The organism is Pseudomonas sp. NFACC08-1 (genome assembly GCF_900106735.1).
Taxonomy (GTDB): domain Bacteria; phylum Pseudomonadota; class Gammaproteobacteria; order Pseudomonadales; family Pseudomonadaceae; genus Aquipseudomonas; species Aquipseudomonas fluorescens_Q.
Window position 1 is genome coordinate 241,956 of sequence record NZ_FNNL01000005.1, and the last position, 25,853, is coordinate 267,808.

22 protein-coding genes are annotated in these 25,853 nt (G+C 62.2%); 13 read left to right on the forward strand and 9 right to left on the reverse strand.

Annotated elements, in window-relative coordinates:
* Window positions 1–58: 58 nt before the first annotated feature.
* From dsbG to dsbD, 3 genes are read right to left on the reverse strand one after another with little or no spacing between them, the layout of a single operon-like run.
* Entirely contained in the window at window positions 59–826 is a 768-nt protein-coding gene (dsbG, locus tag BLU76_RS13030; protein WP_092222984.1) for a thiol:disulfide interchange protein DsbG, read from the reverse strand.
* Complete coding sequence (locus BLU76_RS13035) at window positions 802–1,671, reverse strand: TlpA family protein disulfide reductase (protein WP_092144766.1); 870 nt, start codon at window positions 1,669–1,671, stop codon at window positions 802–804. The genes dsbG and BLU76_RS13035 overlap by 25 nt, the downstream gene beginning before the upstream one ends.
* The gene (gene dsbD / locus BLU76_RS13040) at window positions 1,671–3,398 is read right to left on the reverse strand and encodes a protein-disulfide reductase DsbD (protein ID WP_092222986.1); all 1,728 of its coding nucleotides are present in this window, start codon (window positions 3,396–3,398) and stop codon (window positions 1,671–1,673) included. Before dsbD ends, BLU76_RS13035 begins: the two co-directional genes overlap by 1 nt.
* A 175-nt stretch (window positions 3,399–3,573) precedes the next feature.
* Between dsbD and BLU76_RS13045 the strand changes: the two genes are divergently transcribed.
* From BLU76_RS13045 to BLU76_RS13060, 4 genes are all read left to right on the forward strand, one after another.
* Window positions 3,574–4,254 (forward strand): response regulator, encoded by a 681-nt coding sequence (locus BLU76_RS13045; protein WP_063322273.1) that lies wholly within the window; start codon window positions 3,574–3,576, stop codon window positions 4,252–4,254.
* Window positions 4,251–5,582: an ATP-binding protein gene (locus BLU76_RS13050; RefSeq protein ID WP_092222988.1), complete on the forward strand. Its 1,332-nt coding sequence runs from the start codon at window positions 4,251–4,253 to the stop codon at window positions 5,580–5,582. Before BLU76_RS13045 ends, BLU76_RS13050 begins: the two co-directional genes overlap by 4 nt.
* Before the next feature lie 309 nt (window positions 5,583–5,891).
* On the forward strand, window positions 5,892–7,304 hold the full coding sequence (locus tag BLU76_RS13055; protein ID WP_092144760.1) for an aspartate aminotransferase family protein: 1,413 nt from the start codon (window positions 5,892–5,894) through the stop codon (window positions 7,302–7,304).
* Window positions 7,305–7,388: 84 nt separating this feature from the next.
* Complete coding sequence (locus BLU76_RS13060; protein WP_063322270.1) at window positions 7,389–7,616, forward strand: MbtH family protein; 228 nt, start codon at window positions 7,389–7,391, stop codon at window positions 7,614–7,616.
* Between the two features lie 187 nt (window positions 7,617–7,803).
* On the opposite strand, the gene BLU76_RS13065 is transcribed toward BLU76_RS13060, so the two are convergent.
* Window positions 7,804–8,700, reverse strand: coding sequence for a LysR family transcriptional regulator (locus BLU76_RS13065; protein ID WP_063322269.1), 897 nt, complete (start codon window positions 8,698–8,700; stop codon window positions 7,804–7,806).
* A 103-nt stretch (window positions 8,701–8,803) separates the two neighbouring features.
* Here BLU76_RS13065 and BLU76_RS13070 point away from each other — a divergent pair, with 103 nt between their 5' ends.
* On the forward strand, window positions 8,804–9,649 hold the full coding sequence (locus tag BLU76_RS13070) for a type 1 glutamine amidotransferase domain-containing protein (protein ID WP_092144756.1): 846 nt from the start codon (window positions 8,804–8,806) through the stop codon (window positions 9,647–9,649).
* Between the two features lie 132 nt (window positions 9,650–9,781).
* On the opposite strand, the gene BLU76_RS13075 is transcribed toward BLU76_RS13070, so the two are convergent.
* The gene (locus BLU76_RS13075; protein WP_014337326.1) at window positions 9,782–10,600 is read right to left on the reverse strand and encodes a posphoenolpyruvate synthetase regulatory kinase/phosphorylase PpsR; all 819 of its coding nucleotides are present in this window, start codon (window positions 10,598–10,600) and stop codon (window positions 9,782–9,784) included.
* 184 nt (window positions 10,601–10,784) lie between these two features.
* Between BLU76_RS13075 and ppsA the strand changes: the two genes are divergently transcribed.
* From ppsA to BLU76_RS13120, 8 genes are all read left to right on the forward strand, one after another.
* Window positions 10,785–13,160: a phosphoenolpyruvate synthase gene (gene ppsA, locus BLU76_RS13085; RefSeq protein ID WP_092144754.1), complete on the forward strand. Its 2,376-nt coding sequence runs from the start codon at window positions 10,785–10,787 to the stop codon at window positions 13,158–13,160.
* 252 nt (window positions 13,161–13,412) lie between these two features.
* Entirely contained in the window at window positions 13,413–14,402 is a 990-nt protein-coding gene (locus BLU76_RS13090; RefSeq protein ID WP_092222989.1) for an alpha/beta fold hydrolase, read from the forward strand.
* Window positions 14,403–14,528: 126 nt separating this feature from the next.
* Window positions 14,529–15,020, forward strand: coding sequence for a ribonuclease E activity regulator RraA (gene rraA, locus BLU76_RS13095; RefSeq protein WP_003199517.1), 492 nt, complete (start codon window positions 14,529–14,531; stop codon window positions 15,018–15,020).
* A 25-nt stretch (window positions 15,021–15,045) separates the two neighbouring features.
* Entirely contained in the window at window positions 15,046–16,041 is a 996-nt protein-coding gene (locus tag BLU76_RS13100) for a zinc transporter ZntB (protein WP_063322265.1), read from the forward strand.
* A gap of 63 nt (window positions 16,042–16,104) precedes the next feature.
* Window positions 16,105–16,350: a hypothetical protein gene (locus tag BLU76_RS13105; protein ID WP_003199521.1), complete on the forward strand. Its 246-nt coding sequence runs from the start codon at window positions 16,105–16,107 to the stop codon at window positions 16,348–16,350.
* A 2-nt stretch (window positions 16,351–16,352) separates the two neighbouring features.
* Window positions 16,353–17,177 carry a mechanosensitive ion channel family protein gene (locus BLU76_RS13110; RefSeq protein WP_003199523.1) on the forward strand — a complete coding sequence of 275 codons (825 nt, stop codon included), beginning with the start codon at window positions 16,353–16,355 and terminating at the stop codon, window positions 17,175–17,177.
* Between the two features lie 91 nt (window positions 17,178–17,268).
* Window positions 17,269–17,859 carry an RNA polymerase sigma factor SigX gene (gene sigX / locus BLU76_RS13115; RefSeq protein ID WP_003183614.1) on the forward strand — a complete coding sequence of 197 codons (591 nt, stop codon included), beginning with the start codon at window positions 17,269–17,271 and terminating at the stop codon, window positions 17,857–17,859.
* Between the two features lie 108 nt (window positions 17,860–17,967).
* A complete protein-coding gene (locus tag BLU76_RS13120; protein WP_092144747.1) occupies window positions 17,968–19,002 on the forward strand; it encodes an OmpA family protein in 1,035 nt (344 codons plus the stop codon).
* Between the two features lie 197 nt (window positions 19,003–19,199).
* On the opposite strand, the gene cobA is transcribed toward BLU76_RS13120, so the two are convergent.
* From cobA to nirB, 4 genes are read right to left on the reverse strand one after another with little or no spacing between them, the layout of a single operon-like run.
* Window positions 19,200–19,955 (reverse strand): uroporphyrinogen-III C-methyltransferase, encoded by a 756-nt coding sequence (cobA, locus tag BLU76_RS13125; protein ID WP_063322263.1) that lies wholly within the window; start codon window positions 19,953–19,955, stop codon window positions 19,200–19,202.
* Between the two features lie 10 nt (window positions 19,956–19,965).
* The gene (locus BLU76_RS13130; protein ID WP_092222991.1) at window positions 19,966–22,683 is read right to left on the reverse strand and encodes a nitrate reductase; all 2,718 of its coding nucleotides are present in this window, start codon (window positions 22,681–22,683) and stop codon (window positions 19,966–19,968) included.
* Window positions 22,683–23,000, reverse strand: a complete 318-nt coding sequence (nirD, locus tag BLU76_RS13135) for a nitrite reductase small subunit NirD (RefSeq protein WP_014337336.1) — start codon at window positions 22,998–23,000, stop codon at window positions 22,683–22,685. The genes BLU76_RS13130 and nirD overlap by 1 nt, the downstream gene beginning before the upstream one ends.
* Window positions 22,997–25,450 (reverse strand): nitrite reductase large subunit NirB, encoded by a 2,454-nt coding sequence (nirB, locus tag BLU76_RS13140; RefSeq protein WP_092222993.1) that lies wholly within the window; start codon window positions 25,448–25,450, stop codon window positions 22,997–22,999. Before nirB ends, nirD begins: the two co-directional genes overlap by 4 nt.
* Window positions 25,451–25,853 lie beyond the last annotated feature (403 nt).

Below are 25,853 nucleotides of genomic sequence, written 5' to 3' on the forward strand. Positions count from 1 at the left end.
GGCCGCTTCGCGCCCCAGCGGGGATAAATCCCCTCGCCACAGGTGTTTGTCCAGGGCTTTACTTCGGCCCGAGAATTTTCACCAGCTTGTCCGGCGACGGCGCGCCTTGCTGCTGTTGCAGCTCGCCTTTGTCATCCAGATAGAAAATCGCCGGGGTGGCGGACAGTTCCAGTTCGTCCATCAACTGCTGGTTGGCGTCCAGTTTTGCCTGGATGGCCGGCGGTATGTCCTTGAGCGGTTTGAGCGGGCTGCCCTTGCCGGCCTTTTCATGCTCGGCCAGGGCTTTTTCCGGGTCCTTGGCTGCCAGCAAGGCGGCGGATTTACCTGGGCTGTCTTCGCGGATGATGCCCACCATGATGTGGCGCAACTGCACCTTGCCGGCCTTGACCCAGGGCCGAGCCTGTTCCCAGAACATGTTGCAGTACGGGCAGTTCGGGTCGCTGAACAGGTACACCGTGCGCGGTGCGTCCTTGTTGCCGTCGGCGATCCAGTTGCTGCCCTCCATCTTCGTCCAGATGGCCTTGGCCATCGGTGCATAAACCAGTTTTTGCAGTGGCTCGGCGCTCAGGTCCTTGCCGTCGGCGTCGTACAGGTTGCCCAGCAGGACGTGTTGCCCATCCGGGGTCAGGTACAGCGCCATGCCACGGTTCTGGTATTGCGCCGCGTAACCGCGCAAGCCGTCCGGCGCGTCGAAGGTGCCGATGATTTTCGCGCCCTTGGCTTCGATCTTCTTGATCGCTGCAGGCAATTCTTCGGCCTGGAGCAGCGGGGCCTGCGACAGTGCGGTGGCGACGGCCAGGGTCAGCAGGTGGCGGAGGCGGGGCATGGCGTTTTCCTTGTGGCGGAGTGAGGCGTTGTGGACGAGTCCGGCGTTTCGAAGTTTTCCAGGGCGCGAGCCAGGCTCGCTTCCGACAATTCCCCCAGGTGGCTGCCCAGCAGGCGGCCATCGGCGCTGTAGAACAGGGTGGTCGGCAGGGCCATGGAGCCGACAGCCTGGCCGAGGCGGCCGCTGCCATCGAACAACACGTTGTCCAGGCTCAGGCCTTGGGTGGCGAGGTAGGTGCTGACGCTTTGCATGCTTTCGGCCTGATTGACGAACAGGAAGGTCAGGTCCGGACGCTGTTGCTGGGCTTCTTCGAGCACCGGCATTTCACGCCGGCAGGGCGGGCACCAGGTGGCCCATAGATTGATCACCAGGGGGCCGCCCTGGTAATCGGTGAGTTTCACGGTCTCGCCGTCGGCGGTGCGCAGGGTGATGTCTGGCAGCCGCGTGCCTTGTTCATAAATCGTCAACGACAGGGTCGCCACCAGCCAGAACAGCAAGCCGCTGCCGACGCCGAAGCCCAATGGTCGGCGCAGGGGCGGACGGCGTCGTGCCCACAACAAGGCGGCAATCAGCAGCGCCACGATGCCCGGCCAGGCCAGGAAGCCTCCGTCGCGCAGGTCGACGATCTGCCACGGGTCGTCCCGGTAATGTTGCCAATAGGCGACGACGAAGCCGACCCGTGCGGCCAGCAGGCCCAGTAGAAACAGCACGAACAGTACCGACTCGGGGTTTTCGCCCCCACGCTTGGCCACCCGCCAGCCCACGAAGGTCGCCAGCGCCAGGGCGCTGATGAGCAACAGGTGGTTGAGGGCGATGGCAAAGGTGCCCAAGGTGAACGTCAGCATCAGCGCGCGTCCCGGGTGAGGTTCCAGCGCTCCAGGAACGCCTTGGCGTCGACTTCCCCGGTGATCCGCTGGCTGCGGCGTTCTTCACCGTCGGCGCCGATCCACAGCAGGCTCGGCGGCCCCGGCACTTGATAACGGCCCAGCAGTTCCCGGCTGGCGGGGCTGTCGGCGGTGACGTCCAGGCGCAGCAGGCGCACACCGTTCAGGGCGTCGAGCACTTCGCGGCGACCGAAGACCTGTTTTTCCATGATCTTGCAGGACACGCACCAGTCGGCGTAGTAGTCCAGCAGCACCCACTGGCCCTGGGCCTTGGCGGCGTCCAGTTCCCGCTGCAGGGCGGTGGGCTCGCTGACCGTGATGAACGCATCGTGGGCACTGACGGTCGCGCGGCCATCGGTGCCGGCGTAGACCTTCAGGGGCTGGAAGAAATCATCGCCGCCGCCCGCGGCACCAATTACCAGCAGGCTGCCCCACAGGCCGAACAGCAACGAAGCGCTGCCGCAGACATAGGCGATGCGGCCGAACCCTTCGGTCTGGCGCCAGGCGCTGTAGGCGGCGATCAACAACAGCACGCCCCACAGGCCGACCCACAACGAACCGTCGATGATCGGGCGAATCATCAGCAGCGCGGTGCCCAGGAACAGGAAGCCGAACACGCCCTTGAGCAGGTTCATCCAGGCGCCGGGCTTGGGCAGGAAGCGGTTGCCCACGGTCACCAACAGCAACAGTGGCAGGCCCATGCCGATGCCCATGGTGAACAGGATCAGCCCGCCGTGCAGCGCATTGCCGCTCTGGGCGATGTACAGCAGCGCGCCGGCCAGCGGCGCGGTCATGCACGGGCCCACCAACAGGCCGGACAGCGCCCCGAGGATCCCGGCACCCACCAGGCTGCCGCCGCGGCGCTGGCGTCCGGCGTTTTCCAGGCGGTCACGCAGGGCGGCCGGCAATTGCAATTCGAAGAAGCCGAACATGGGCAGCGCCAGCAACACGAATACCGCCGCGAAGCTGCCCAGCAGCCACGGTTGTTGCAGCAGCGCCTGGAGGTTGGCGCCCAGCAGCGCGGCGAGCACGCCCATGGCGGCGTACACCAGGGCCATGCTGATCACGTAGCTGCCGGCCAAGGCCAGGCCGCGTCTCGGCCCGGCGCCGCTGCCCACCACCAGCCCGGCCAGGATCGGCAGCATCGGCAGCGAACAGGGGGTGAACGCCAGCAGCAGGCCCAAGCCGAAGAACACCAGCAGGCTCCAGCCCAAGGCCCGTTGTTGCAGGCCGCTGGCCAGGGCCTGGTCCGGCGCCTCGTCGCTGGCCGCCACCGGTGCGCTGCCACCCAGGTCGACCACTTGGGTCTGGGGTGGATAGCACAGGCCGGCGTCGGCGCAGCCCTGGAAGCCGACCTTGATCTTGCCCGTGGCACCGGCCGGAATCTTCAGCTCCAGCGCCTGGCGATAGACCTGCTGGTCGCCGAAAAACTCGTCGCTGTGGGCTTCACCCTCCGGCAGCTTGGGTTTTTGCGCCTCGGCCAGGCCATCGAACTTGAGCCGCTGCTGATACAAGTAGTACCCATCGGCGATCTGCCAGAACAGCTGGGTTTCACCGGAGTCCAGGCGTTCGGAGGTAAACACGAACGCCTTTTCCACCGGCAGGAAATCGGGCTTGGTTTCGAAGGGATTGGCGGCCTGGGCCAGGCCCGAGATCAGGAACAGCCACAGCAAAAACAATCGACGCATGGATAAAGCCTTAGAACGAAGCAAGTGGAAAACACAATGGCGGCTGGCGATTAACCGTCGATTAACCCGGCGACGACCGGCAGGCAGCAATGATCGCCCATGTTGGTCGTACTCGTCGCATAATGTCGGCTTAATCGGCCGGCGGCCTAATGTACCTTTTTCCACGGGGCTTACCATGCGCGTACTGGTCTGCGAAGACGATGAGTTGATTGCCAGCGGGATCGTTGCCGGCCTTACGGCGCAGGGCCTGACTGTCGAGCACGTCGCCACCGCATCGGCGGCGCGGGCGATGGTCGGGGTGGCGGAATTCGACGTCATGGTGCTGGATCTGGGATTGCCCGACGAGGACGGTCTCAAGCTGCTCAGGCAACTGCGTCAGCAGGGGATGCAGACGCCGGTGCTGATCCTCACTGCCCGAGACTCGGTAACCGACCGGGTCGACGGCTTGCAGGCCGGTGCCGATGACTACCTGCTCAAACCCTTCGACCTGCGCGAGCTTGCGGCGCGCCTGCACACGTTGCTGCGGCGCGTGGCGGGGCGCAGCGTCAACCTGATCGAGCACGGTCGCCTGACCTACGACCCCAGCAGTCGGGAAACCACCCTGGACGGCCAGCCGGTGGATCTGTCCCGGCGCGAGCAATCGCTGTTGCAGGCGCTGCTGCACAGTCGCGGCCGGGTGCTGTCCACCGAACAACTCAAGGACAGCGTCTACGGCTTCAACGACGAATTGGAAAGCAACGCCCTCAACGTCCATATCCATCACCTGCGGCGCAAGTTGGGCAACGGGATTGTCGAGACTGTGCGGGGCCTGGGCTATCGCCTGGGGCCGGCCGAAGGTGGAGAGCCCTCCAAGTGATGAGCCTGCGACTGCGCCTGAGCCTGACCCTCGGCGCGGCTTTTGCCCTGATCTGGGCCCTGGCTGCGGCGTGGATGCTCAGTGACCTGCGCAACCAGATGATGTTCTCCCTCGACCAGCGCCTGGTGGCCTCGGCGCGGATGGTTGCCGGGTTGCTGGAACAGATGCCGCCGCTGCCCAGCAAGGGCGACGGCACGCATTTGAGTTCCGAGCAATTGAGCATTCCTGGCGGCATGGCCTGTCAGGTCAGCTCCTTGCGCGGCGAGATTCTGGCCCGCAGCCACGGCACCCCAGAGCAAACCCTGGAAGCCGAGAAAATGGGCTTCCACGACCAGATGATCGATGGCGCGCCCTGGCGCAGCTTCACCCTGGCCCGGGGTGACTTGCGCATCACCACCGCCGACCGCCAGATCGAACGCGAAGCCCTGAACATGTCGATACTGCTGGCCGCCTCGGTGCCGGTGGGCGTGGCATTGCTTGGTTGCCTGTGCCTGTTGTGGCTGGGCATCGGCCAGGGCCTGGCGCCGCTCAATCGCATGCGCGATGCGCTGATGCGGCGTAGCGCCGATTCCCTGGAGCCCTTGCAGATCCATCCACTGCCCAGCGAATTACGACCGCTGCTGGAGACCCAGAACCAGCTGTTCCAGCGCATCGGCAAGACCATCGAGCGCGAGCGACGGCTGACCGGCGACGCCGCCCACGAGCTGCGCAGCCCGCTGACCGCGATCAAGACGCACCTGCAAGTGGCGCGCATGACCGAGGGCGCCGCACGCGACCAATCCCTGGCCCGGGCCGAGGAGGGCACCGACCGCATGCATCGAACGCTCGAACAGTTGCTGCTGCTGGCGCGGGTAGAAGGTAGCCTGTCGTTCGACGATGGCGTGCAATGCAACGCCGAGCAGGTCGCCCGGCTGGCGATCCAGGATGCCGCCAGCAGTGATTCCCGGCGGATCAGGTTGCACGTATCCCCAGGGTTGTCCGATGCACCGGTGCAGATGCCGGCGGTGCTCTCCATCGCCGCCTTGCGCAACCTGCTGGATAATGCCCTGCGCCATACTCCGGACGATACCGAGGTGGAGCTGAGCCTGGAGATGGTCGGCCAGCGCGTGCGCTTCCAGGTCCGCGACCACGGCCCCGGCATCGCCGCCGACGACATCCAACACCTGACCCAGCGCTTCTGGCGCAACGGCCAGAGCACCGGCTGCGGGCTGGGGCTGGCGATCGTCCAGGCCATCGTCCAGCGTTGCGGTTGCGGCCTGCATTTCGACACGCGCCCGGATGGGCTGCGGGTCGAGTTGACGGTGCCGGTGCAGGTAGTGCTCGGCTAAGTGGATGAACCTGTGTGGCGAGGGGATTTATCCCCGCTGGACCGCGCAGCGGGCCCAAACCGGCCATCTCGATCAACCTGATACACCTCGTTCCCTGGCTTGAGGGCTGCTGCGCAGCCCAGCGGGGATAAATCCCCTCGCCACACAGGTCATTGATCGAGCCGGTGGGGAAAGTTCGACCGGAGAGTAAATCCATGCCGCGCTGATGCGTTTCCTCAACAGGAAACCTGCATGTGCGCCCGACCGGATACGCACCTGTGCGGTGTGCCATTTGGGTCGCTACTTACAGTGGATTGCGGGGGTCGAGAGATGTCAGTCGCCAACAGCCTTATCGAAGCACAGCCGGCACGGGTCAGCCCTGCGCCGGTCGAGACGCTCTACCAGTTCAATGAGTCGCCGCTGCTGGCCCGCCAGAGTCGGCAGGAGTCCAATGCCCGCAGCTACCCACGGCGGATTCCCTTGGCCCTCAAGCGTGCCAAGGGGCTGTATGTCGAGGACGTCGAGGGTCGCACCTTCATCGACTGCCTGGCCGGCGCCGGCACCTTGGCGCTGGGGCATAACCATCCGGTGGTGATCGAGGCGATCCAGCAGGTGCTGGCCGATGAGCTGCCCTTGCATACCCTGGACTTGACCACGCCGGTCAAGGACCGTTTCGTCCAGGACCTGTTCGGCTTGTTGCCGGCGGCGCTTGCCGCCGAGGCGAAGATCCAGTTCTGCGGCCCCACCGGTACCGACGCGGTGGAAGCCGCCCTCAAGCTGGTGCGCACCGCCACCGGCCGCAGCACCGTGCTTTCGTTCCAGGGTGGTTATCACGGCATGAGCCAAGGGGCGTTGAGCCTGATGGGCAGCCTGGGGCCGAAGAAACCCTTGGGCGCCTTGCTCAGCAATGGCGTGCAATTCATGCCGTACCCCTACGATTACCGCTGCCCGTTCGGGCTGGGCGGTGTGGCGGGCGTCAAGGCCAATCTGCATTACCTGGAAAACCTGCTGAATGACCCCGAGGCTGGCGTGCAATTGCCGGCAGCCGTCATCGTCGAAGTGGTGCAGGGCGAGGGCGGGGTGATTCCCGCTGATCTGGACTGGCTACGCGGTTTGCGGCGGATCACCGAGCAGGCGGGGGTGGCGTTGATCGTCGACGAAATCCAGAGCGGCTTTGGCCGTACCGGCAAGATGTTTGCGTTCGAGCACGCCGGGATCATCCCGGACGTGGTCGTGCTGTCCAAGGCCATCGGTGGCAGCCTGCCGCTGGCGGTGGTGGTTTATCGCGACTGGCTCGACACCTGGCTGCCGGGTGCTCACGCCGGCACCTTCCGTGGCAATCAGATGGCCATGGCCGCCGGTTCCGCGGTGATGCGCTATCTGCAGGAACACGCCTTGCCGGCCCACGCCGCCGCCATGGGCGAACGCCTGAGCGAGCACCTGCACATCCTGCAGCGGGACTTCCCACAATTGGGCGATATCCGCGGTCGCGGGTTGATGCTCGGTGTTGAACTGGTGGACCCGACGGGTAAGCCGGACGCCCTGGGCCATCCGCCGGTGCACGCATGGCTGGCGCCACGGCTGCAACGTGAATGCCTCAAGCGCGGGCTGATCCTGGAGCTGGGTGGCCGACAGGGCGGCGTGGTGCGGTTCCTGCCACCGTTGATCATCACCCGGGCCGAAATCGACCGGGTCGCCGAGATTTTCGGGCGAGCCCTGCATGCGGCGGTCACCGACAGCTAATTTTCACCCGGCCCCGTACGTTCCTTTCATATCCTGGCTGCGCATGTGACGCAGCGAACCTCGAGCAAAGATGGAGAGACACCCATGACTTCAGTATTCGACCGCGAGGACATCGTCTTTCAGGTCGTGGTCAACCACGAAGAACAGTATTCGATCTGGCCAGACTACAAGGCCGTCCCCGAAGGCTGGCGTACCGTCGGCAAAAGCGGGTTCAAGAAGGAATGCCTGGCCTACATCGAAGAAGTCTGGACCGACATGCGCCCGCTGAGCCTGCGCAAGAAGATGGAAGAGCAGGCGGCTGCGGCCCACTAAATGTAGAGCCTGTGGCAGCAAGAAAGCTTTCCACAGGAAGGCTGCGGGAGAACACAAATCTTGCAGCCACATCAGAACCCCTGTGGGAGCGAGCTTGCTCGCGATAGCGGTGGATCGGCAACATCAATGCCGGCTGACACTCCGCACTCGCGAGCAAGCTCGCTCCCACAAAGGCCGACATTACCCGCTATTGCTCGATCAAAAAATCAATCAACGCCCTCGCCGCCGCCGGCAATTGCCGATGGGGCGGGTAGATGATTGAAAAGGGTCGGCTGCGCCCGCCAAAGTCCTCCAGCAAAGCCATCAATTCCCCGCGCTCGATTCGCTCCCGGACAATGAACTCATAGGTCTGGCAGATCCCCATCCCGGCCTGTGCCAGGGACACGATACCCAATACATCATCGGACACTTGCACATTGCCCGCCGGCAGCCATTCCCGGTCTTCATGATTGTCGCGAAACAGCCAGGGTGCGATGCGTCCGCTGCTGGGCATTACGAAAGGCAGGCAGGCGTGGGCAGCCAGTTCATCGACGTGCCGGGGCGTTCCGGCGCGTTCCAGGTAATGCGGCGCGGCCACCAGGCACAGGCGAGCGTCTTCGAGCTTGCGCCCGACCAGGCCGCTGTCCGGCAGCGGCCCAAGGCGGATCGCCAGGTCATACCCCTCGGCCACCAGATCGACGTTGCGGTTGGTGATACTCAACTCGACCCGAACTTGCGGGTAAGCCTCGGCGAAACGCGACAGCAGCGAGGGCAGGCGGTAATGACCGTAGGTGGTCGGCACGCTCAAGCGCACGCGACCGGTCAAGACACCGTCCTGGCCCTGGATTCGCCGCTCGGCGTCGTCAATCAGGGCAAAGGCCGAGCGTGACTGTTCCAGGTACAACGTGCCGGCGTCGGTGAGGTTCAGCCGCCGTGTAGTGCGTCGCAGCAGCTGTACGCCGAGCCGGGCTTCGAGGCGGGAGATGGCCCGGCTCAATACCGAAGGCGTGGTCCCCAGTGCCACGGCACCGGCGCTGAGGGTGCCTTTTTCCACGACCGTGACGAAGGCTTCCACGTCGGCCAGATAATCGAATCGGCGTGCCATTGTTGCCTCCAGGGGCCAAGTGATGTTCCGGCGCGCCAGTTTATCGCCGGTCAGGGCATCAATACAGTAAGCGCATCTTTTATCGAAACATCCTGGAGTCATCATGAAAAAGCTCACGACCTTGGCAACGTCTGTCGTTCTGGCGGGTATTGGCGTCGCGGCCCATGCCGATAACGTGCTGGTGGTCCTGTCGGATTCCGATCATCTGGATCTGAACAATGGCAAGGTCTTCTCCACCGGGTTTTACCTCAACGAATTGCTGCAGCCGGTGAAGCTGTTGCTCGATGCCGGTCACCAAGTGACGTTCGCCACCCCGGAGGGCAAGGCGCCGACGCTGGACCGGTCCTCGGTGGACAAGATGTACTTCAATAATGACCCGGCGGAGCTGGAGCGTTACCAGGCGTTACTGGCTCAACTGAATATCACTTCGGCCAAGGACTCACCGGTGATCAGCCTGGCCCGTGTCGAGCAGATCGGTCTGGAACAGTTCGATGCCCTGTACATTCCCGGCGGGCATGCGCCCATGCAGGATTTGCTCACGAGCGCACCGCTGGGGCGGGTGTTGACGCATTTCCATGACAAGGGCAAGACCACCGCGCTGGTCTGCCACGGCCCGATCGCGTTGCTGTCGACCTTGCCTGATGCCAAGGGCTTCGTCGGTCGGTTGGCCAGCAAAGGCCAGGCCTCGCCCCCGTCCGACTGGATCTACAAGGGGTACAACATGACGGTGATCAGCAACCAGGAGGAAGAACTCGCCAAGGGGTTGCTGGGCGGCGGGACCATGAAATTCTATCCACAGACCGCGCTGGAGCAGGCGGGCGGGCGCTACAGCAGCAATACCGCGCCATGGACATCCCATGTGGTGAAGGATCGGGAACTGATTACCGGCCAGAACCCGGCGTCGGCGCTGGAGGTGGGGCAGGCGTTGCTCAAGCGGTTGAAACCATAGGCCGGAAGGCTTCCTATCCCTTGTGGGAGCGAGCTTGCTCGCGATTGCGGTGGGTCAGCAAGATCAATGTTGGCTGACACTCCGTCATCGCGAGCAAGCTCGCTCCCACAGGCTTTCCGGCACGCCCTCTGGTTATTTGAACCGCCGCTCCACCCCTTTCTCCACCAGGATCTTCGCCGAAATCTCTTCCACGGAAAAATGCGTGGAATTGATGTGCGGAATATTCTCCCGCCGGAACAGGTTTTCCACCTCGCGCACTTCGAACTCGCACTGGGCATAGCTCGAATAGCGGCTGTTGGGCTTGCGCTCGTTGCGGATCGCGGTGAGGCGGTCCGGGTCGATGGTCAGGCCGAACAGCTTGTGCTGGTGGGCGCGCAGGGCGCTGGGCAGTTGCAGGCGCTCCATGTCGTCTTCGGTCAGCGGATAGTTGGCGGCACGGATGCCGAACTGCATCGCCATGTACAGGCACGTCGGCGTCTTACCACAGCGCGACACCCCCACTAGGATCAGGTCGGCCTTGTCGTAATAATGCGTGCGGGCCCCGTCATCGTTGTCCAGCGCGAAGTTGACCGCCTCGATCCGCTCCATGTAGTTGGAGTTGTGGCCAATGGAGTGGGACTTGCCGACCGAGTAGGAGGAATGCTCGCTCAGTTCCTGTTCCAGGGGCGCCAGGAACGTGGAAAAAATGTCGATCATGAAACCATTGGACGTTGCGAGAATCTCACGGATGTCCTGATTGACGATGGTATCGAAGATAATCGGGCGGAAACCGTCGGTTTCGGCGGCTTTATTGATTTGCTGTACCATGGCCCGCGCCTTGTCGACGTTGTCGATGTACGGCCGTATGAACTTGGCGAAGGTAATGTTTTCGAACTGTGCCAACAGGCTTTGGCCTAGCGTTTCGGCCGTAATGCCGGTGCCGTCGGAGATAAAGAAAGCAGATCGTTTCATTTGCGCCTTGGGCCTTAAGCTAGTGAGCTAGTGACGATTCTTGGATATGATAGGCGCGATTTGCTGGCCGCCAGTGGTCCGCATTCTCACTTATTTTCCAGGTCCAGGCCATATCGCCGGTCATCGCTCCCCTGGGGCCACCGGTGCCTTGAGCTTTTCCAACACAGTTAGTGGAGAGATCACCTTGGTAGAGTACGTAGTTTCCCTCGATAAGCTCGGCGTCCATGATGTGGAGCATGTGGGGGGCAAGAACGCATCCCTGGGCGAGATGATCAGCAACCTCGCCGGTGCCGGTGTATCGGTACCAGGTGGCTTCGCCACGACCGCCCAGGCTTATCGTGATTTCCTGGAACTGAGCGGCCTGAACAAGCAGATCCACGATGCGCTCGATGCCCTGGACGTCGATGACGTCAATGCCCTGGCCAAGACTGGCGCCCAGATCCGCCAATGGATCATGGAAGCCGAGTTCCCCGAAAAACTGAACGCCGAGATCCGCACCGCTTTCGCCAAGCTGTCCGAAGGCAATCCCGACATCGCCGTCGCCGTGCGTTCCTCGGCCACCGCCGAAGACCTGCCGGATGCCTCCTTCGCCGGCCAGCAGGAAACCTTCCTGAACATCCGTGGCGTGGAAAACGTCATCCGTGCCGCCAAGGAAGTCTTCGCCTCCCTTTTCAACGACCGTGCCATTTCCTACCGCGTGCACCAGGGCTTCGACCACAAGCTGGTTGCCCTGTCCGCCGGCGTGCAGCGCATGGTCCGCTCCGAAACCGGCACCGCCGGCGTGATGTTCACCCTCGACACCGAGTCGGGCTTCCGTGACGTGGTGTTCATCACCGGCGCCTACGGCCTGGGTGAAACCGTCGTGCAGGGCGCGGTGAACCCCGATGAGTTCTACGTCCACAAAGGCACGCTGCAAGCCGGTCGTCCGGCCATCCTGCGCCGCAACCTGGGCAGCAAGGCCATCAAGATGATCTACGGCGACGAAGCCAAGGCCGGTCGTTCGGTGAAGACCGTCGACGTGGACAAGGCCGAGCGCGCGCGTTTTTGCCTGAGCGACGCCGAAGTCAGCGAGTTGGCCAAGCAGGCGATGATCATCGAGAAGCACTACAAGTGCCCGATGGACATCGAATGGGCCAAGGACGGTGACGACGGCAAGCTGTACATCGTGCAGGCCCGTCCGGAAACCGTGAAGAGCCGCACCCAGGCCAACGTCATGGAGCGCTACCTGCTCAAGGAAACCGGCACCGTGCTGGTGGAAGGCCGTGCCATCGGCCAGCGCATCGGCGCCGGCAAGGTACGGATCATCAACGACGTTTCGGAGATGGACAAGGTCCAGGCCGGCGACGTACTGGTCTCCGACATGACCGACCCGGACTGGGAACCGGTGATGAAGCGCGCCAGCGCCATCGTCACCAACCGTGGCGGGCGCACCTGCCATGCGGCGATCATCGCCCGTGAACTGGGTATCCCGGCCGTGGTGGGTTGCGGCAACGCCACCCAGTTGTTGAAAGACGGCCAGGGCGTGACCGTTTCCTGCGCCGAAGGCGATACCGGCTACATCTTCGAGGGCGAACTGGGCTTCGACATCAAGAAGAACTCCGTGGACGCCATGCCGGACCTGCCGTTCAAGATCATGATGAACGTCGGCAACCCGGATCGCGCCTTTGACTTCGCGCAACTGCCGAACGCTGGCGTGGGCCTGGCCCGCCTGGAGTTCATCATCAACCGCATGATCGGCGTGCACCCCAAGGCACTGCTGAACTACGACGGCCTGCCGCAGGACATCAAGGACAGCGTCGACAAGCGCATTGCCGGTTACAACGATCCGGTCGGTTTCTACGTCGAGAAGCTGGTGGAAGGCATCAGCACCCTGGCGGCGGCGTTCTGGCCGAAAAAGGTCATCGTGCGCCTGTCGGACTTCAAGTCCAACGAATACGCCAACCTGATCGGCGGAAAGCTCTACGAGCCGGAAGAAGAGAACCCGATGCTGGGCTTCCGTGGTGCTTCGCGCTACATCAGCGAATCGTTCCGCGACTGCTTCGAGCTCGAATGCCGCGCCCTCAAGCGTGTGCGCAACGAAATGGGCCTGACCAACGTCGAGATCATGGTGCCGTTCGTCCGGACCCTGGGCGAAGCGAGCCAGGTCGTCGATCTGCTGGCCGAAAACGGCCTGGCCCGGGGCGACAACGGTCTGCGCGTGATCATGATGTGCGAGCTGCCATCCAACGCGATCCTGGCGGAAGAATTCCTTGAGTTCTTCGACGGGTTCTCCATCGGTTCCAACGACCTGACCCAGCTCACCCTGGGCCTGGACCGCGATTCCGGGATCATCGCGCACCTGTTCGACGAACGTAATCCGGCGGTCAAGAAGCTGCTGGCCAACGCCATTGCCGCCTGCAACAAGGCCGGCAAGTACATCGGCATCTGCGGCCAGGGCCCTTCGGACCACCCGGACCTGGCCAAGTGGCTGATGGAGCAGGGCATCGAAAGCGTTTCGTTGAACCCGGACTCCGTGTTGGAAACCTGGTTCTTCCTGGCTGAGGGTCAGGCGGCGGTCTGATCGAGTGAAGGGGCGGTCAACGGTAATACTGTTTACAGGTCGGTGAAGTTCATTGTGGCGAGGGAGCTTGCTCCCGCTGGACTGCGTAGCAGTCCCTTTCTTGTGAGCGCTTCGCACTCAAGCGGGAGCAAGCTCCCTCGCCACGGTTTTACTTATCCTCTTCAATGAGCAGCGTTACAGTTACACGACCCCTTTTTGATTGAAGTAGGGCGGGCTCCTGACAGATGCCGCCCTTTTTTGTGCAAGAGCATTATGCAAAGCAGCAGCAACCTCTTTCCTGTCGCCCTGATCAGCGCCGAGCGGCGCGGTGATCTGAGCGAAGACGTCTATCGCTTGAAACCCGGCAACAGCCCGGACGCCAGCGTCGAACTGGCCGTCACCCGGCTGGGCATGGCCGACGCCTGCGAAACCCGCGGGGTCCCGGTGATCCTGTTGCACGGCAGTTTTTCCAATCGGCGCTTCTGGTATTCCCCCAAGGGCCTGGGCCTGGGCGCGTACCTGACACGCCTGGGGTTCGATGTCTGGATCCCCGAGATGCGCGGCCATGGGTTGTCCCAGCGCAACCAGGGTTATCGCAACAATCGCGTGGCCGACTACGCCCGCTACGACTTGCCGGCCATTGGCGCCTTCGTGCGTGAGCAGAGCGGGCAAGTGCCTCACTGGATCGGTCATTCCCTGGGGGGCATCACCCTGGCTGCCGCCTTGGGCGGCCATTACCTGGGCAAGCCGGCGGTGGCTTCGGCGGCGTTTTTTGGTGCCCAGGTCAGCCGTACCTACTGGCCGCTGAAGATTCCGCCAGTGGAGTGGAGCGGTCGCTTCATTCTCAAGCGTTTTGCCCAATTGTCCGGTTCAAGGCTCAAGCGCGGCCCCGAGGACGAGCCCATCGGCCTGGCCCTGGAAAGCATGCGCTGGTACGGCCTGTTCGGACGTTTCGGCGATGCCGAGAAGAACTGGTGGGCCGGGTTGGCCGATGTCCAGTTACCGGTGTTGGCCGTGAGTGCCGCAGGCGATCACCAGGACCCGACCTGGGCGTGCCGCAAACTCTTCGATCAGATCGGTTCCGAGCACAAGCAGTTTGTCTGCCTGGGCCGGGGACAGGGGTTCACCGAAGACTTTGGTCACGTCGAGATGCTGGTGAGCAAGGCCGCGCATCTTGAAGTCTGGCCGCTGGTGGTGCGTTGGCTCAAGGATCAGCAGGCCCCTTTGCTGGCGGAACAGCCCCAGTTGGCCGAGGCGGTTTGAGGCGAAGGCTCTGACAAGGGCATTTCGCTCTGGTCGGCTTGCGGCTAAGATATGACGCTTCAAGCGGTTCCAGTCACAAACGGTTGCTCATTCAGTCCGACGTTCCAGCCTTTCAGGAGTTGTTCGATGAACCATTACCTCACGCCCGACCTGTGCGACGCCTACCCGGAACTGGTGCAGGTGTTGGAGCCGATGTTCAGCAATTTCGGCGGCCGCGATTCCTTCGGCGGCGAAATCGTGACCATCAAGTGCTTCGAGGACAACTCGCGGGTCAAGGAGCAGGTTGAACTCAAGGGCAACGGCAAGGTGCTGGTGGTCGATGGCGGCGGTTCCCTGCGTCGGGCGCTGCTGGGAGACATGCTGGCGGAAAAAGCCGCGAAAAACGGCTGGGAAGGGCTGGTGGTCTACGGTTGCATCCGCGACGTCGACATCATTGCCCAGACGGACCTCGGGGTCCAGGCCCTGGCCAGTCACCCGATGAAGACCGACCGGCGCGGCGTTGGCGAACTCAATGTGCCTGTGACCTTTGCCGGCGTGACGTTTCGTCCGGGCGAGTATGTCTATGCGGACAATAACGGCGTGATCGTCTCGCCAAGCCCGCTGAAAATGCCTGAATGAAGCAGTACAGCCATAAGGGATGAGGATGTTCGAGGAAGAAAACGCGCAGTGGGGGCTGGTGCATGCCCTGGTGCTGGACGGTAAAGGCGGCGCGCGTTCCATAGCCCGGACCGAACTCGACGATTTGCAGTTGCAGGCCCATGAAAGCCTGTGGCTGCACTGGGATCGCAGTCATCCGCAAACCCACACCTGGTTGCGCAAATCCAGTGGCCTGAGCGAGTTCAACTGCGACCTGCTGCTCGAAGAAAACACCCGGCCGCGGCTGTTGCCGTTGCCCAATGCCGAGCTGCTGCTGTTCCTGCGGGGGATCAATCTCAACCCGGGCGCCGAACCTGAAGATATGGTGTCGGTACGGATCTTTGCGTCCGCCCAGCGGGTGATCTCCCTGCGCCTGCGCCCGTTGCGCGCCACCGATGAGCTACTGGCGCAACTGGCCGAGGGCAAGGGCCCGAAGACGGCGTCCGAACTCATCCTCTACATGGCGCAATACCTCACCAATAAGGTGCAGGACCTGGTCACCTGCCTCTCCGAAATCGTCGATGGCGAGGAAGAAAAACTCGATACCGACGAACGGTATACTCCCGAGCACGACGCCATTTTGCACATTCGTCGACGGGCTGCCGGGCTCAAGCGATTCCTGGCGCCACAGCGGGACATCTTCGGCCAGATGACGCGGCTCAAACTGCCATGGTTTTGCGACGATGACGGCGACTACTGGAACGAATTGAACAACAGCCTGACCCGTTACCTCGAGGAGCTGGAATTGACTCGAGAGCGCGTGGGGCTTGTGCTGGAGGCCGAAGACCGACGCCTTTCGGTGCGCATGAACCGCACCATGTACCGCTTCGGTATCGTCACCGGGATTTTCCTGCCGATGAGTTTTCTCACCGGCCTTCTGGGTATCAACGTCGGCGGCATTCCGTTTTCCGAAAGCCCCTACGGTTTCATGGTCGCGTGCTTGCTGATGATCTGCGTGGCGCTGGGGCAGTGGTGGTTGTTCCGTCGTTTGCGCTGGGTGTGATGGGGTTTCATGTGACCCGACGAAATTTGATCGCGTCTTCCACAGACATCACGAGAGGTGCGTATGCACGATCCGTTTGAACAGTCTTTGCGCGACATGCTCAAGGCTTCGCCGTCCAGCCGGGACGACGATGCATGCCTGGGACGTGTACTGAAAACCGCCAACCGCCAGGTCGGCGCCGGCGATCTGTTCAGCCTGCTGGGCCGCTGGTTGCCCGCGCTGATGATTGCCCTGAATAACGGATCGGCCCATCTCTCGCCGGTTTCCCGCCGTAAACCTGTTACTCGCACCGCTGATAAGGCTGATTGAATATGGAACTTGATCTCTGGACCCAGAGCCTCGTCACGGCGATGACTGCGTTGTGGACCAAAGTAGCTAACTTCATCCCGAATCTCTTCGGCGCCCTGGTGGTGCTGCTGTTGGGCTTTGTCGTGGCCAAGCTGCTGGACACGCTGCTGTCCAAGTTGCTCGCCAAGCTGGGCCTCGATCGCCTGATGGGCGGCACCGGCCTGACCAAGTTGCTGTCCCGTGGCGGCATCCAGGTACCGATCTCGACCCTGGTCGGCAAGATCGTGTACTGGTTTGTATTGCTGATTTTCCTGGTTTCCGCAGCAGAATCCCTTGGCCTTGAGCGAGTTTCGGCGACGCTCGATATGCTCGCATTGTATTTGCCGAAGGTTTTTGGTGCTGCGCTGGTATTGCTGGTCGGCGTTCTGCTGGCGCAACTGGCCAATGGGCTGGTGCGCGGCGCGGCCGAGGGCGTGGGGCTGGACTACGCCGCTGGCGTAGGGCGAATTGCCCAGGGCCTGGTGATCATCATCAGTATTTCGGTGGCGATCAGCCAGTTGGAGGTCAAGACAGACCTGCTCAACCACGTGATCGTGATCGTTTTGATTACCGTTGGTCTGGCGGTTGCGCTGGCAATGGGATTGGGGAGTCGTGAAATCGCCGGTCAGATACTGGCGGGAATCTATGTGCGTGAATTGTATGAGGTTGGGCAACAAGTGCGTGTAGGCGAGGTCGAAGGCCAGATCGAAGAGATTGGCACGGTGAAGACCACATTGCTGACCGAGGAGGGCGAGCTGGTGTCGCTTTCCAATCGGATCCTGCTGGAACAGCATGTGAGTAGCCGCTAACCCGGCAAATCCTGCTAATGTATGCCGCCGCAAAATGCCTGCTATCGCAGGCTGCGGCGCACATTGACCTAGACTGTCGGCCCGACTTGTTTTGAACAAACCCCAATCGCTATCTACGCGCTACGACCCCCGTGATCTCTCCGATGAGGAGTTGGTCGCGCGCGCGCATACCGAGCTGTTTCACGTAACGCGCGCCTATGAAGAATTGATGCGCCGTTACCAGAGAACATTATTTAACGTTTGTGCACGATATCTTGGGAACGATCGCGATGCTGATGATGTCTGTCAGGAGGTGATGTTGAAGGTGCTGTATGGCCTGAAGAACTTCGAGGGGAAATCGAAGTTCAAGACCTGGCTCTACAGCATCACCTACAACGAATGCATCACGCAGTATCGCAAGGAACGGCGAAAGCGTCGCTTGATGGACGCTTTGAGCCTGGATCCTCTGGAGGAAGCGTCGGAAGATAAGGCGCCCAAGCCCGAGGAGAAGGGGGGACTCGATCGCTGGCTGGTCTATGTGAACCCGATCGATCGGGAAATTCTGGTGCTACGATTTGTCGCAGAGCTGGAATTCCAGGAGATCGCAGACATAATGCATATGGGTTTGAGCGCGACAAAAATGCGTTACAAGCGCGCGCTCGACAAATTGCGTGAGAAATTTGCGGGCATTGCTGAAACTTAAGTTCGGCGCAAATATCTCTTACGTGTAGGCAAGTTCTGATAGACTTGCCGCCGAGTTGTCCCCCGGTTTGCGGGACTGCTTCACAATCACCAGATGGGGATTTAACGGATGAAACTGAAAAACACCTTGGGCTTTGCCATTGGTTCTTTGATTGCTGCCACTTCGTTCGGCGCTCTGGCACAAGGCCAAGGCGCAGTTGAAATCGAAGGCTTCGCCAAGAAAGAACAATTCGACAGCGCTCGTAACTTCAAGAACAACGGCAACCTGTTCGGCGGTTCGGTTGGTTACTTCCTGACCGACGACGTTGAACTGCGTCTGGCCTACGACGAAGTGCACAACGCCCGTACTGACGACGGCACCAACGTCAAAGGCGCCAACACCGCTCTGGACGCTCTGTACCACTTCAACAACCCAGGCGACATGCTGCGTCCTTACGTCTCTGCCGGTTTCTCCGACCAGAGCATCGACCAGAATGGCAGCAACGGTCGTAACCGTTCCACCTTCGCCAACGTTGGCGGCGGCGCCAAGCTGTACTTCACCGAGAACTTCTACGCCCGTGCCGGCGTTGAAGCTCAGTACAACATCGACCAGGGCGACACCGAGTGGGCTCCAAGCGTCGGTATCGGTGTGAACTTCGGTGGCGGCTCCAAGCCTGCTGCTGCTCCAGTTCCAGCTCCGGCTGAAGTCTGCTCCGACAGCGACAACGATGGCGTGTGCGACAACGTCGACAAGTGCCCTGACACCCCAGCCAACGTAACCGTTGACGCTGATGGCTGCCCAGCTGTTGCTGAAGTCGTACGTGTTGAGCTGGACGTGAAGTTCGACTTCGACAAGTCGGTTGTCAAGCCTAACAGCTACGGCGACATCAAGAACCTGGCTGACTTCATGAAGCAGTACCCATCCACCAGCACCACTGTTGAAGGTCACACTGACTCCGTCGGTCCTGACGCTTACAACCAGAAACTGTCTGAGCGTCGTGCAAACGCCGTCAAGAACGTTCTGACCAACCAGTACGGTGTTGAATCGTCCCGCGTTCAGTCTGTTGGCTACGGCGAATCCCGCCCAGTTGCCGACAACGCCACTGAAGCTGGTCGTGCAGTTAACCGTCGCGTAGAAGCGCAGGTTGAAGCCCAAGCTAAGTAATTAGCCTGACGCTATAGAAAAGCCCGGCTTAGGCCGGGCTTTTCTTTGTCTGCGATTTGTGGGACGCAGCTTGTGCCAGACAGAACAATGCCTGTGGGAGCGGGCTTGCTCGCGATGGCGGCGTATCAGTCAACATCAATGATGCGGACCCACCGCTATCGCGAACAGGCTCGCTCCCACAGGTTCGGTGTGGTTTGTTATAGCGCCGACGCCTGGACCCACGCAGGCTGCGATCCGGCGAGTTCAGCGGCCGCTGCCACCGCACCAATCACCAGGATCGCCGGGCTCTTGAGTTGAAAGGCGTTCGCATCGGCTTCCATCGAGGCCAAGTCGCTGCGGCAGTCACGTTGATGGGGCAGGGACGCATTTTCGATCATGGCGACAGGCGTGTTCGCCGCCAAGCCACCGGCCAGCAACTGTTCGCGGATCTCGCTCAGTTTCGCCACACCCATGTACACCACCAGCGTCGTGCCGCTTTGCGCCAAGGCTTGCCAGTTCAGGCTACTGCCGTCCTGGGTGTGGGCCGTCACCAGCGTCACGCCCCGGGCAACCCCGCGCAGGGTCAGTGGAATATCGCATTGGGTCGCCCCCGCGAGGCCGGCGGTGATGCCATTGACCATCTCCACTTCGACACCCTGCTCGCGCAGCCACTGCGCCTCTTCACCACCGCGGCCGAAGATGCAGGGGTCGCCGCCCTTGAGGCGCACCACGCATTTGCCCTGGCGGGCATAACGCAGCATCAATCGATGAATGAAGGCCTGGGGTGTGGAGCGGCACCCGCCGCGCTTGCCCACGGCAATGATGCGTGCATCGGGGCAATGTTCCAGCACCGCTGCGTTGACCAGATCGTCGATCAACACCACGTCGGCCTCGCGCAGGGCGCGCACGGCTTTGAGGGTCAGTAATTCAGGGTCACCAGGACCTGCACCCACCAGCCAGACTTTTGCGTTCATAGTGTTTTCCTCACGAGATAGCCGCCAGTGGTTGCGCAGTGGCAACCAGCAGGCGCTTGATTTCCGGTACGCAGGAGCCGCATTGCGTGCCACAGCCCAGCTCCTGTTTGAGCCCCTGCAAGTCCAGGCCACGTTCAATACCTGCGCAGATCGCACGCTGGCTGACGTTCATGCAGTTGCACAGCGTTTTGCTGCCACCCGTTGCTGCGCCGACATTGCCCGGCGGCGCGCTCAAAGGCGCCAGCAGCCAGCGCCGCAGTTGTTCATCGGCACGACCTTCCAGCCACAGGTTCTGCAACCAGTGTCGGGCCAGGGTTTCGCCGGCCAGGCGAATAGCGGTGATGCGGCCGTTTTCTATGCGCACCCGCTTACCGATGGAGCGACGCGGATCGTCATAGGCCAGCACCGGCCCATCAATCAGACCCAATTGTTCGTCGATGGCCTGGAGCAGTTGCGGTTCAGGGGCAACGGCGCTGGCGGCGCGAATCAGCAATGCGGGACGCTCACGGCCAGTCAGGCTCAGGCTGACGTAGGAAAACGCCTCGCACAGGGGGCGCAGGGCCTCCAGATGCTGTTGAACATCGCCTTCGATCAAGGCGAAAAGCTGCCAAGGCAGGTTCACCGCTTCCAGGCGCACACCGCTGTGCTTGAGTTCCGGTTGTTTCGACAAGGGATCGAAGGCGGGTTGCGTCAGGGTATTGACCCCCCCCTTGAGGAACCGGTCGCCCCAGTGCATGGGCAGGAACGCCTGGCCGGGACGCACGCTGTCGTCGCTGTCCACGGCCACGATCACGCTGCCGCGACGACTCTTGAGGCTGACCAGGTCGCCCGCTTGCAGGCGATGGCGCTGCAGTTCGTCGGGATGCAGGCTGAGTACCGCTTCGTTCACATGACCAAACAACTGGGCGGCGGTGCCGGTGCGGCTCATGCCGTGCCATTGGTCGCGTAGCCGACCGGTGTTGAGGGTTAGCGGGTAGCGGGCGTCACGCAGTTCCTTGGCGGCGCGATACGGGTCGGCCACGAACCGGGCGCGGCCGCTGTCGGTGGGAAAAATCCCGTCCACGTACAGGCGCGCCGTTCCGACGGTCGCCCCTTCCGGGAAGGGCCATTGCTGCGGACCGAGTTGATCGATCAACGCATGGCTGATGCCGGACAAGTCCAGGTCGCGACCCCGGGTCAATTGCTTGTATTCATCGAACAATTGGGCCGGGGTTTCAAAGGCGAACAGGCTGGGCTGGCCGGGCCGCAGGCGTTTCTCCAGGCGCTGCGCGAAATCCACCGTGATTGCCCAATCCGGCCGTGCTTCACCCGGCGCGCCGATTGCCCGGCGGACGTGGGAAATGCGCCGTTCGGAGTTGGTCACCGAACCTTCTTTCTCGCCCCAGCTGGCCGCCGGCAGCAGCAGGTCGGCGAATGCGGCGGTTTCGGTGGTCCGGAACGCCTCCTGCAGGACCACGAACGGGCAGGCTTGCAGGGCTTCACGTACCGCGGTCTGGTCCGGCATCGATTGGGCGGGGTTGGTGCAGGCGATCCACAAGGCCTTGATCTTGCCGCTGCGAACCTGCTCGAACAATTCGATGGCGCTCAAGCCCGTGGTGGCGGGCAATTGCTCGACGCCCCAGTAACGGGCGACGTCGGCGCGATGCGCCGGGTTGGCGGCTTCGCGATGGCCCGGCAGCAGGTTCGACAGGCTGCCGGTTTCCCGTCCGCCCATGGCATTGGGTTGGCCGGTCAGCGAGAACGGTCCCGCACCCGGCCGACCGATTTGCCCGGTGGCCAGGTGCAAGTTGATCAAAGCGCTGTTCTTGGCGCTGCCGGCGGTGGACTGGTTCAAGCCCATGCACCACAGCGACAGGAAGCTTGGCGACGTGCCAACCCATTCGGCGCACTGGTGCAGTTGCTCGACGCTGATACCGCACAGTTGGGCGACCATGCTCGGCGTGTAGTCGCGTACCAGGTTTTTCAGGTCTGCCAGGCCTTCAGTGTGGGCCTTGATGAAATCGCGGTTGACCCAGTCTTCCCACAGCAGCAGGTGCAAAATCCCATGCAACAGGGCGACATCGGTGCCGGGCAGGATCGCCAGGTGCAGGTCCGCCAGGTCGCAGGTGTCGGTGCGCCGGGGGTCGATGACGATGATTTTCATCTGCGGCCGGCGGGATTTGGCTTCTTCGAGGCGGCGAAACAGGATCGGGTGGGCGTAGGCCATGTTACTGCCGACGATCATTACGCAGTCGCTCAGCTCCAGGTCTTCATAGCTGCAGGGCGGGGCGTCGGCGCCGAGGCTGCGCTTGTAGCCCACCACGGCGGAGGACATGCACAGCCGCGAATTGCTGTCGATGTTATTGGTGCCCACCAATGCCCGGGCGAGCTTGTTGAAGGCGTAGTAGTCCTCGGTCAGCAATTGGCCGGAGATGTAGAACGCCACGCTGTCCGGGCCGTGCTCGGCGATGGTCTCGGCGAAGACGCTGGCGGCGTGATCGAGGGCGCTGTCCCAGTCGCTGCGGGCCCGGGCCAGGCCTTTGCCCAGGCGCAGTTCCGGGTAGAGGGCGCGAGCGGCGAGGTCGCCGGTCAGGTGCAGGGTGGAGCCCTTGCTGCACAGTTTGCCAAAGTTGGCCGGATGGGCGGGATCGCCACTGACGCCGAGGATGCGCTCGCCGTCATGCTCGATCAGGACGCCGCAACCGACCCCGCAATAACAGCAGGTCGAGGCAGTGATCTGGCGGTTCATCAGCTTGCGTCCCGCAATGCCAGCTGCACCCGACCGTTCTCGACCCGTGCCGAATGATGATGGGCGCAGCCCACATCCGGAGCCTGGGCCTGGCCGGTTTCCAAGTCGATCTGCCAATTGTGCAGCGGGCAGGCCACGCGTTTGCCATAGACCAAGCCTTGGGACAGCGGGCCACCCTTGTGCGGGCAACGGTCATCGAGGGCGAAGACTTCATCGTCGCTGGTCCGAAAAATCGCGATATCGCCTTTCGGGCCATTGATGATGCGCGAGCCGAGGATATTGATCTCTTCCAGTGCGCAGATATCCAGCCAGTTCATGCCGGCACCTCCAGGTTTTTCACGGGGATGACCTCGAACTCTTTTTTCAGCTGGGGTTGTTCCAGGCGCTGTTTCCAAGGGTCCTGTTCCAGCGACAGGGAAAACTTCAGGCGTTCATGGAGGGCTTTTCGCCGTTCCGGGTCCTCAAGCACGGCTTTCTTGATGTGCTCCATGCCGACCCGCTGCATGTAGTGCACGGTGCGTTCGAGGTAGAAGGCTTCTTCGCGGTACAGCTGCAGGAAGGCACCGTTGTATTCACGCACTTCCTCGGCGGTCTTGAGCTTGACGAAAAACTCGGCGACCTCGGTCTTGATCCCGCCGTTGCCACCGATGTACATCTCCCAGCCGGAGTCGACACCGATAATGCCGACGTCCTTGATGCCGGCTTCCGAGCAGTTGCGCGGGCAACCGGAGACGGCCAGCTTGACCTTGTGGGGCGACCACATGTTGAACAGGTCGTGCTCCAGTTCGATACCCAGTTGGGTCGAGTTTTGCGTGCCGAAGCGACAGAACTCACTGCCCACGCAGGTTTTCACGGTACGGATGGATTTGCCGTAGGCGTGGCCGGACGGCATGTCCAGGTCTTTCCACACGCCGGGCAGGTCCTGCTTCTTGATGCCCAGCAGGTCGATGCGCTGGCCGCCGGTGACCTTGACCATGGGTACGTTGTATTTGTCGGCCACGTCGGCGATGCGCCGCAGTTCCGAAGGATTGGTCACGCCGCCCCACATCCGCGGCACGACCGAGTAGGTGCCGTCTTTCTGGATGTTGGCGTGGGCGCGTTCGTTGATCAGGCGCGACTGCGGGTCGTCCTGGGCTTCGCCGGGCCAGGTGGAGATCAGGTAGTAGTTCAGTGCCGGGCGGCAGGTGGCGCAGCCGTTCGGGGTCCGCCAGTTCAGGTAGCTCATGGCACCGGCGATGGTCAGCAGGTGCTGGTCGCGGATTGCCTGGCGGATCTGGCCGTGGTTGAGGTCGCTGCAACCACAGATGGCTTTTTCGCTCTTGGGCTTGACGTCTGCCGCGCCACCCACGGTGTTGATCAGGATCTGTTCCACCAGGCCGGCGCAGGAGCCGCAGGAGCTGGCGGCCTTGGTGTGTTTCTTCACGTCATCGACGCTGAACAGCCCGTGTTCCTGGATCGCCTTGACGATGGTGCCCTTGCACACGCCATTGCAACCGCAGACTTCGGCGCTGTCGGCCATGCTCATGGCTTTGTCCTGGCCTTGGTGACCGACGTCGCCCAAGGCGTTCTCGCCAAACATCAGGTGATCGCGGATCTCGCTGATGGCGTGGTTTTCCCGGATCTGGCGGAAGTACCAGCCGCCATCTGCGGTATCGCCGTACAGGCAGGCGCCGACCAGCACGTCATCCTTGATCACCAGCTTTTTGTAGACGCCACCGATCGGGTCGGAGAGGGTGATGGTCTCGGTGCCTTCGCCGCCCATGAAGTCCCCGGCGGAGAACAGGTCGATACCGGTGACCTTGAGTTTGGTCGAGGTCACTGAGCCCTTGTAGGTGGCGAAGCCCAGTTGTGCGAGGTGGTTGGCGCAGACCTTGGCCTGTTCGAACAACGGCGCCACCAGGCCGTAAGCGGTGCCACGGTGGCTGGCGCATTCACCGATGGCGTAGATGCGCGGGTCGTAGGTTTGCATCGTGTCGTTGACCAGGATCCCGCGGTTGCAGGGGATGCCGGATTTTTCCGCCAATTCGGTATTGGGCCGGATGCCGGCGGCCATCACCACCAGGTCGGCGGGGATGATGTCGCCGTTCTTGAACTGCACCGAGCCGACCCGGCCATTGCCGGCGTCGTGCAGGGCCTGGGTCTGCTCGCTGAGGCGGAATTTCAGGCCCCGGTTTTCCAGGGCGGTCTGCAGCAGTTGGCCGCTGGTCTTGTCCAGTTGCCGTTCCAGCAACCATTCGCCCAGGTGCACCACGGTCACGTCCATGCCCCGTAGCTTCAAGCCATTGGCGGCCTCCAGGCCGAGCAGGCCGCCGCCGATGACCACGGCATGCTTGTGGGTCTTGGCGGTGTCGATCATCGCCTGGGTGTCGGCGATGTCGCGGTAGCCGATCACGCCTTCCAGGGTGTTGCCGGGAATCGGCAGGATGAAGGGCGTGGAGCCGGTGGCGATCAGCAGGCGGTCGTATTCGGCTTCGCTGCCGTCTTCGGCGATGACCCGACGCTTGACCCGGTCGATCTCCACCACCTTGCGGTTGAGCAGCAGCTTGATGTTGTTGTCCAGGTACCAGCTTAGGTCGTTGAGCACGATCTCTTCGAACGTCTGCTCACCGGCCAGCACCGGCGAGAGCAGGATGCGGTTGTAGTTGGTGTGGGGCTCGGCGCCAAACACTGTGATGTCGTACAGCTCGTTGCTCAGCTTGAGCAGTTCCTCGAGGGTTCGAACCCCGGCCATGCCGTTGCCGATCATCACCAGTTTGAGTTTTTTCATCAGGGTTCTCCGCAAGCTCAGGTCCGCTTTATCACGGTGATCGGACTGGCTCGGTCATTTTTACGAAAACAAAAAAAGGCGTCCCGCTAGCAAGCTAGCGAGGACGCCTTTGTCCTGGTCCCGTTCTCTCGGGAAGCACCGCCTTCATCGTTGGAGGCGTTGCTTTATGTATGGTGAGAGAGGTTATGCAGTGGTTGTGCCAAGTGGCTTGAAGGTGCGGATTTATTGGGGGGAAAGACCGGGTGAACGAGAGAGAAGGGGATTTATTGCACCGAATCAAAGCGTGTTGCCCGGTAATGGAGCGTTGTCGAGCGACGAGGCATTTTATGTGGCGAGGGAGCTTGCTCCCGCTGGGCTGCGCAGCAGCCCCCTCTCAAGCTCACTCAATCAACCTGATCCACCG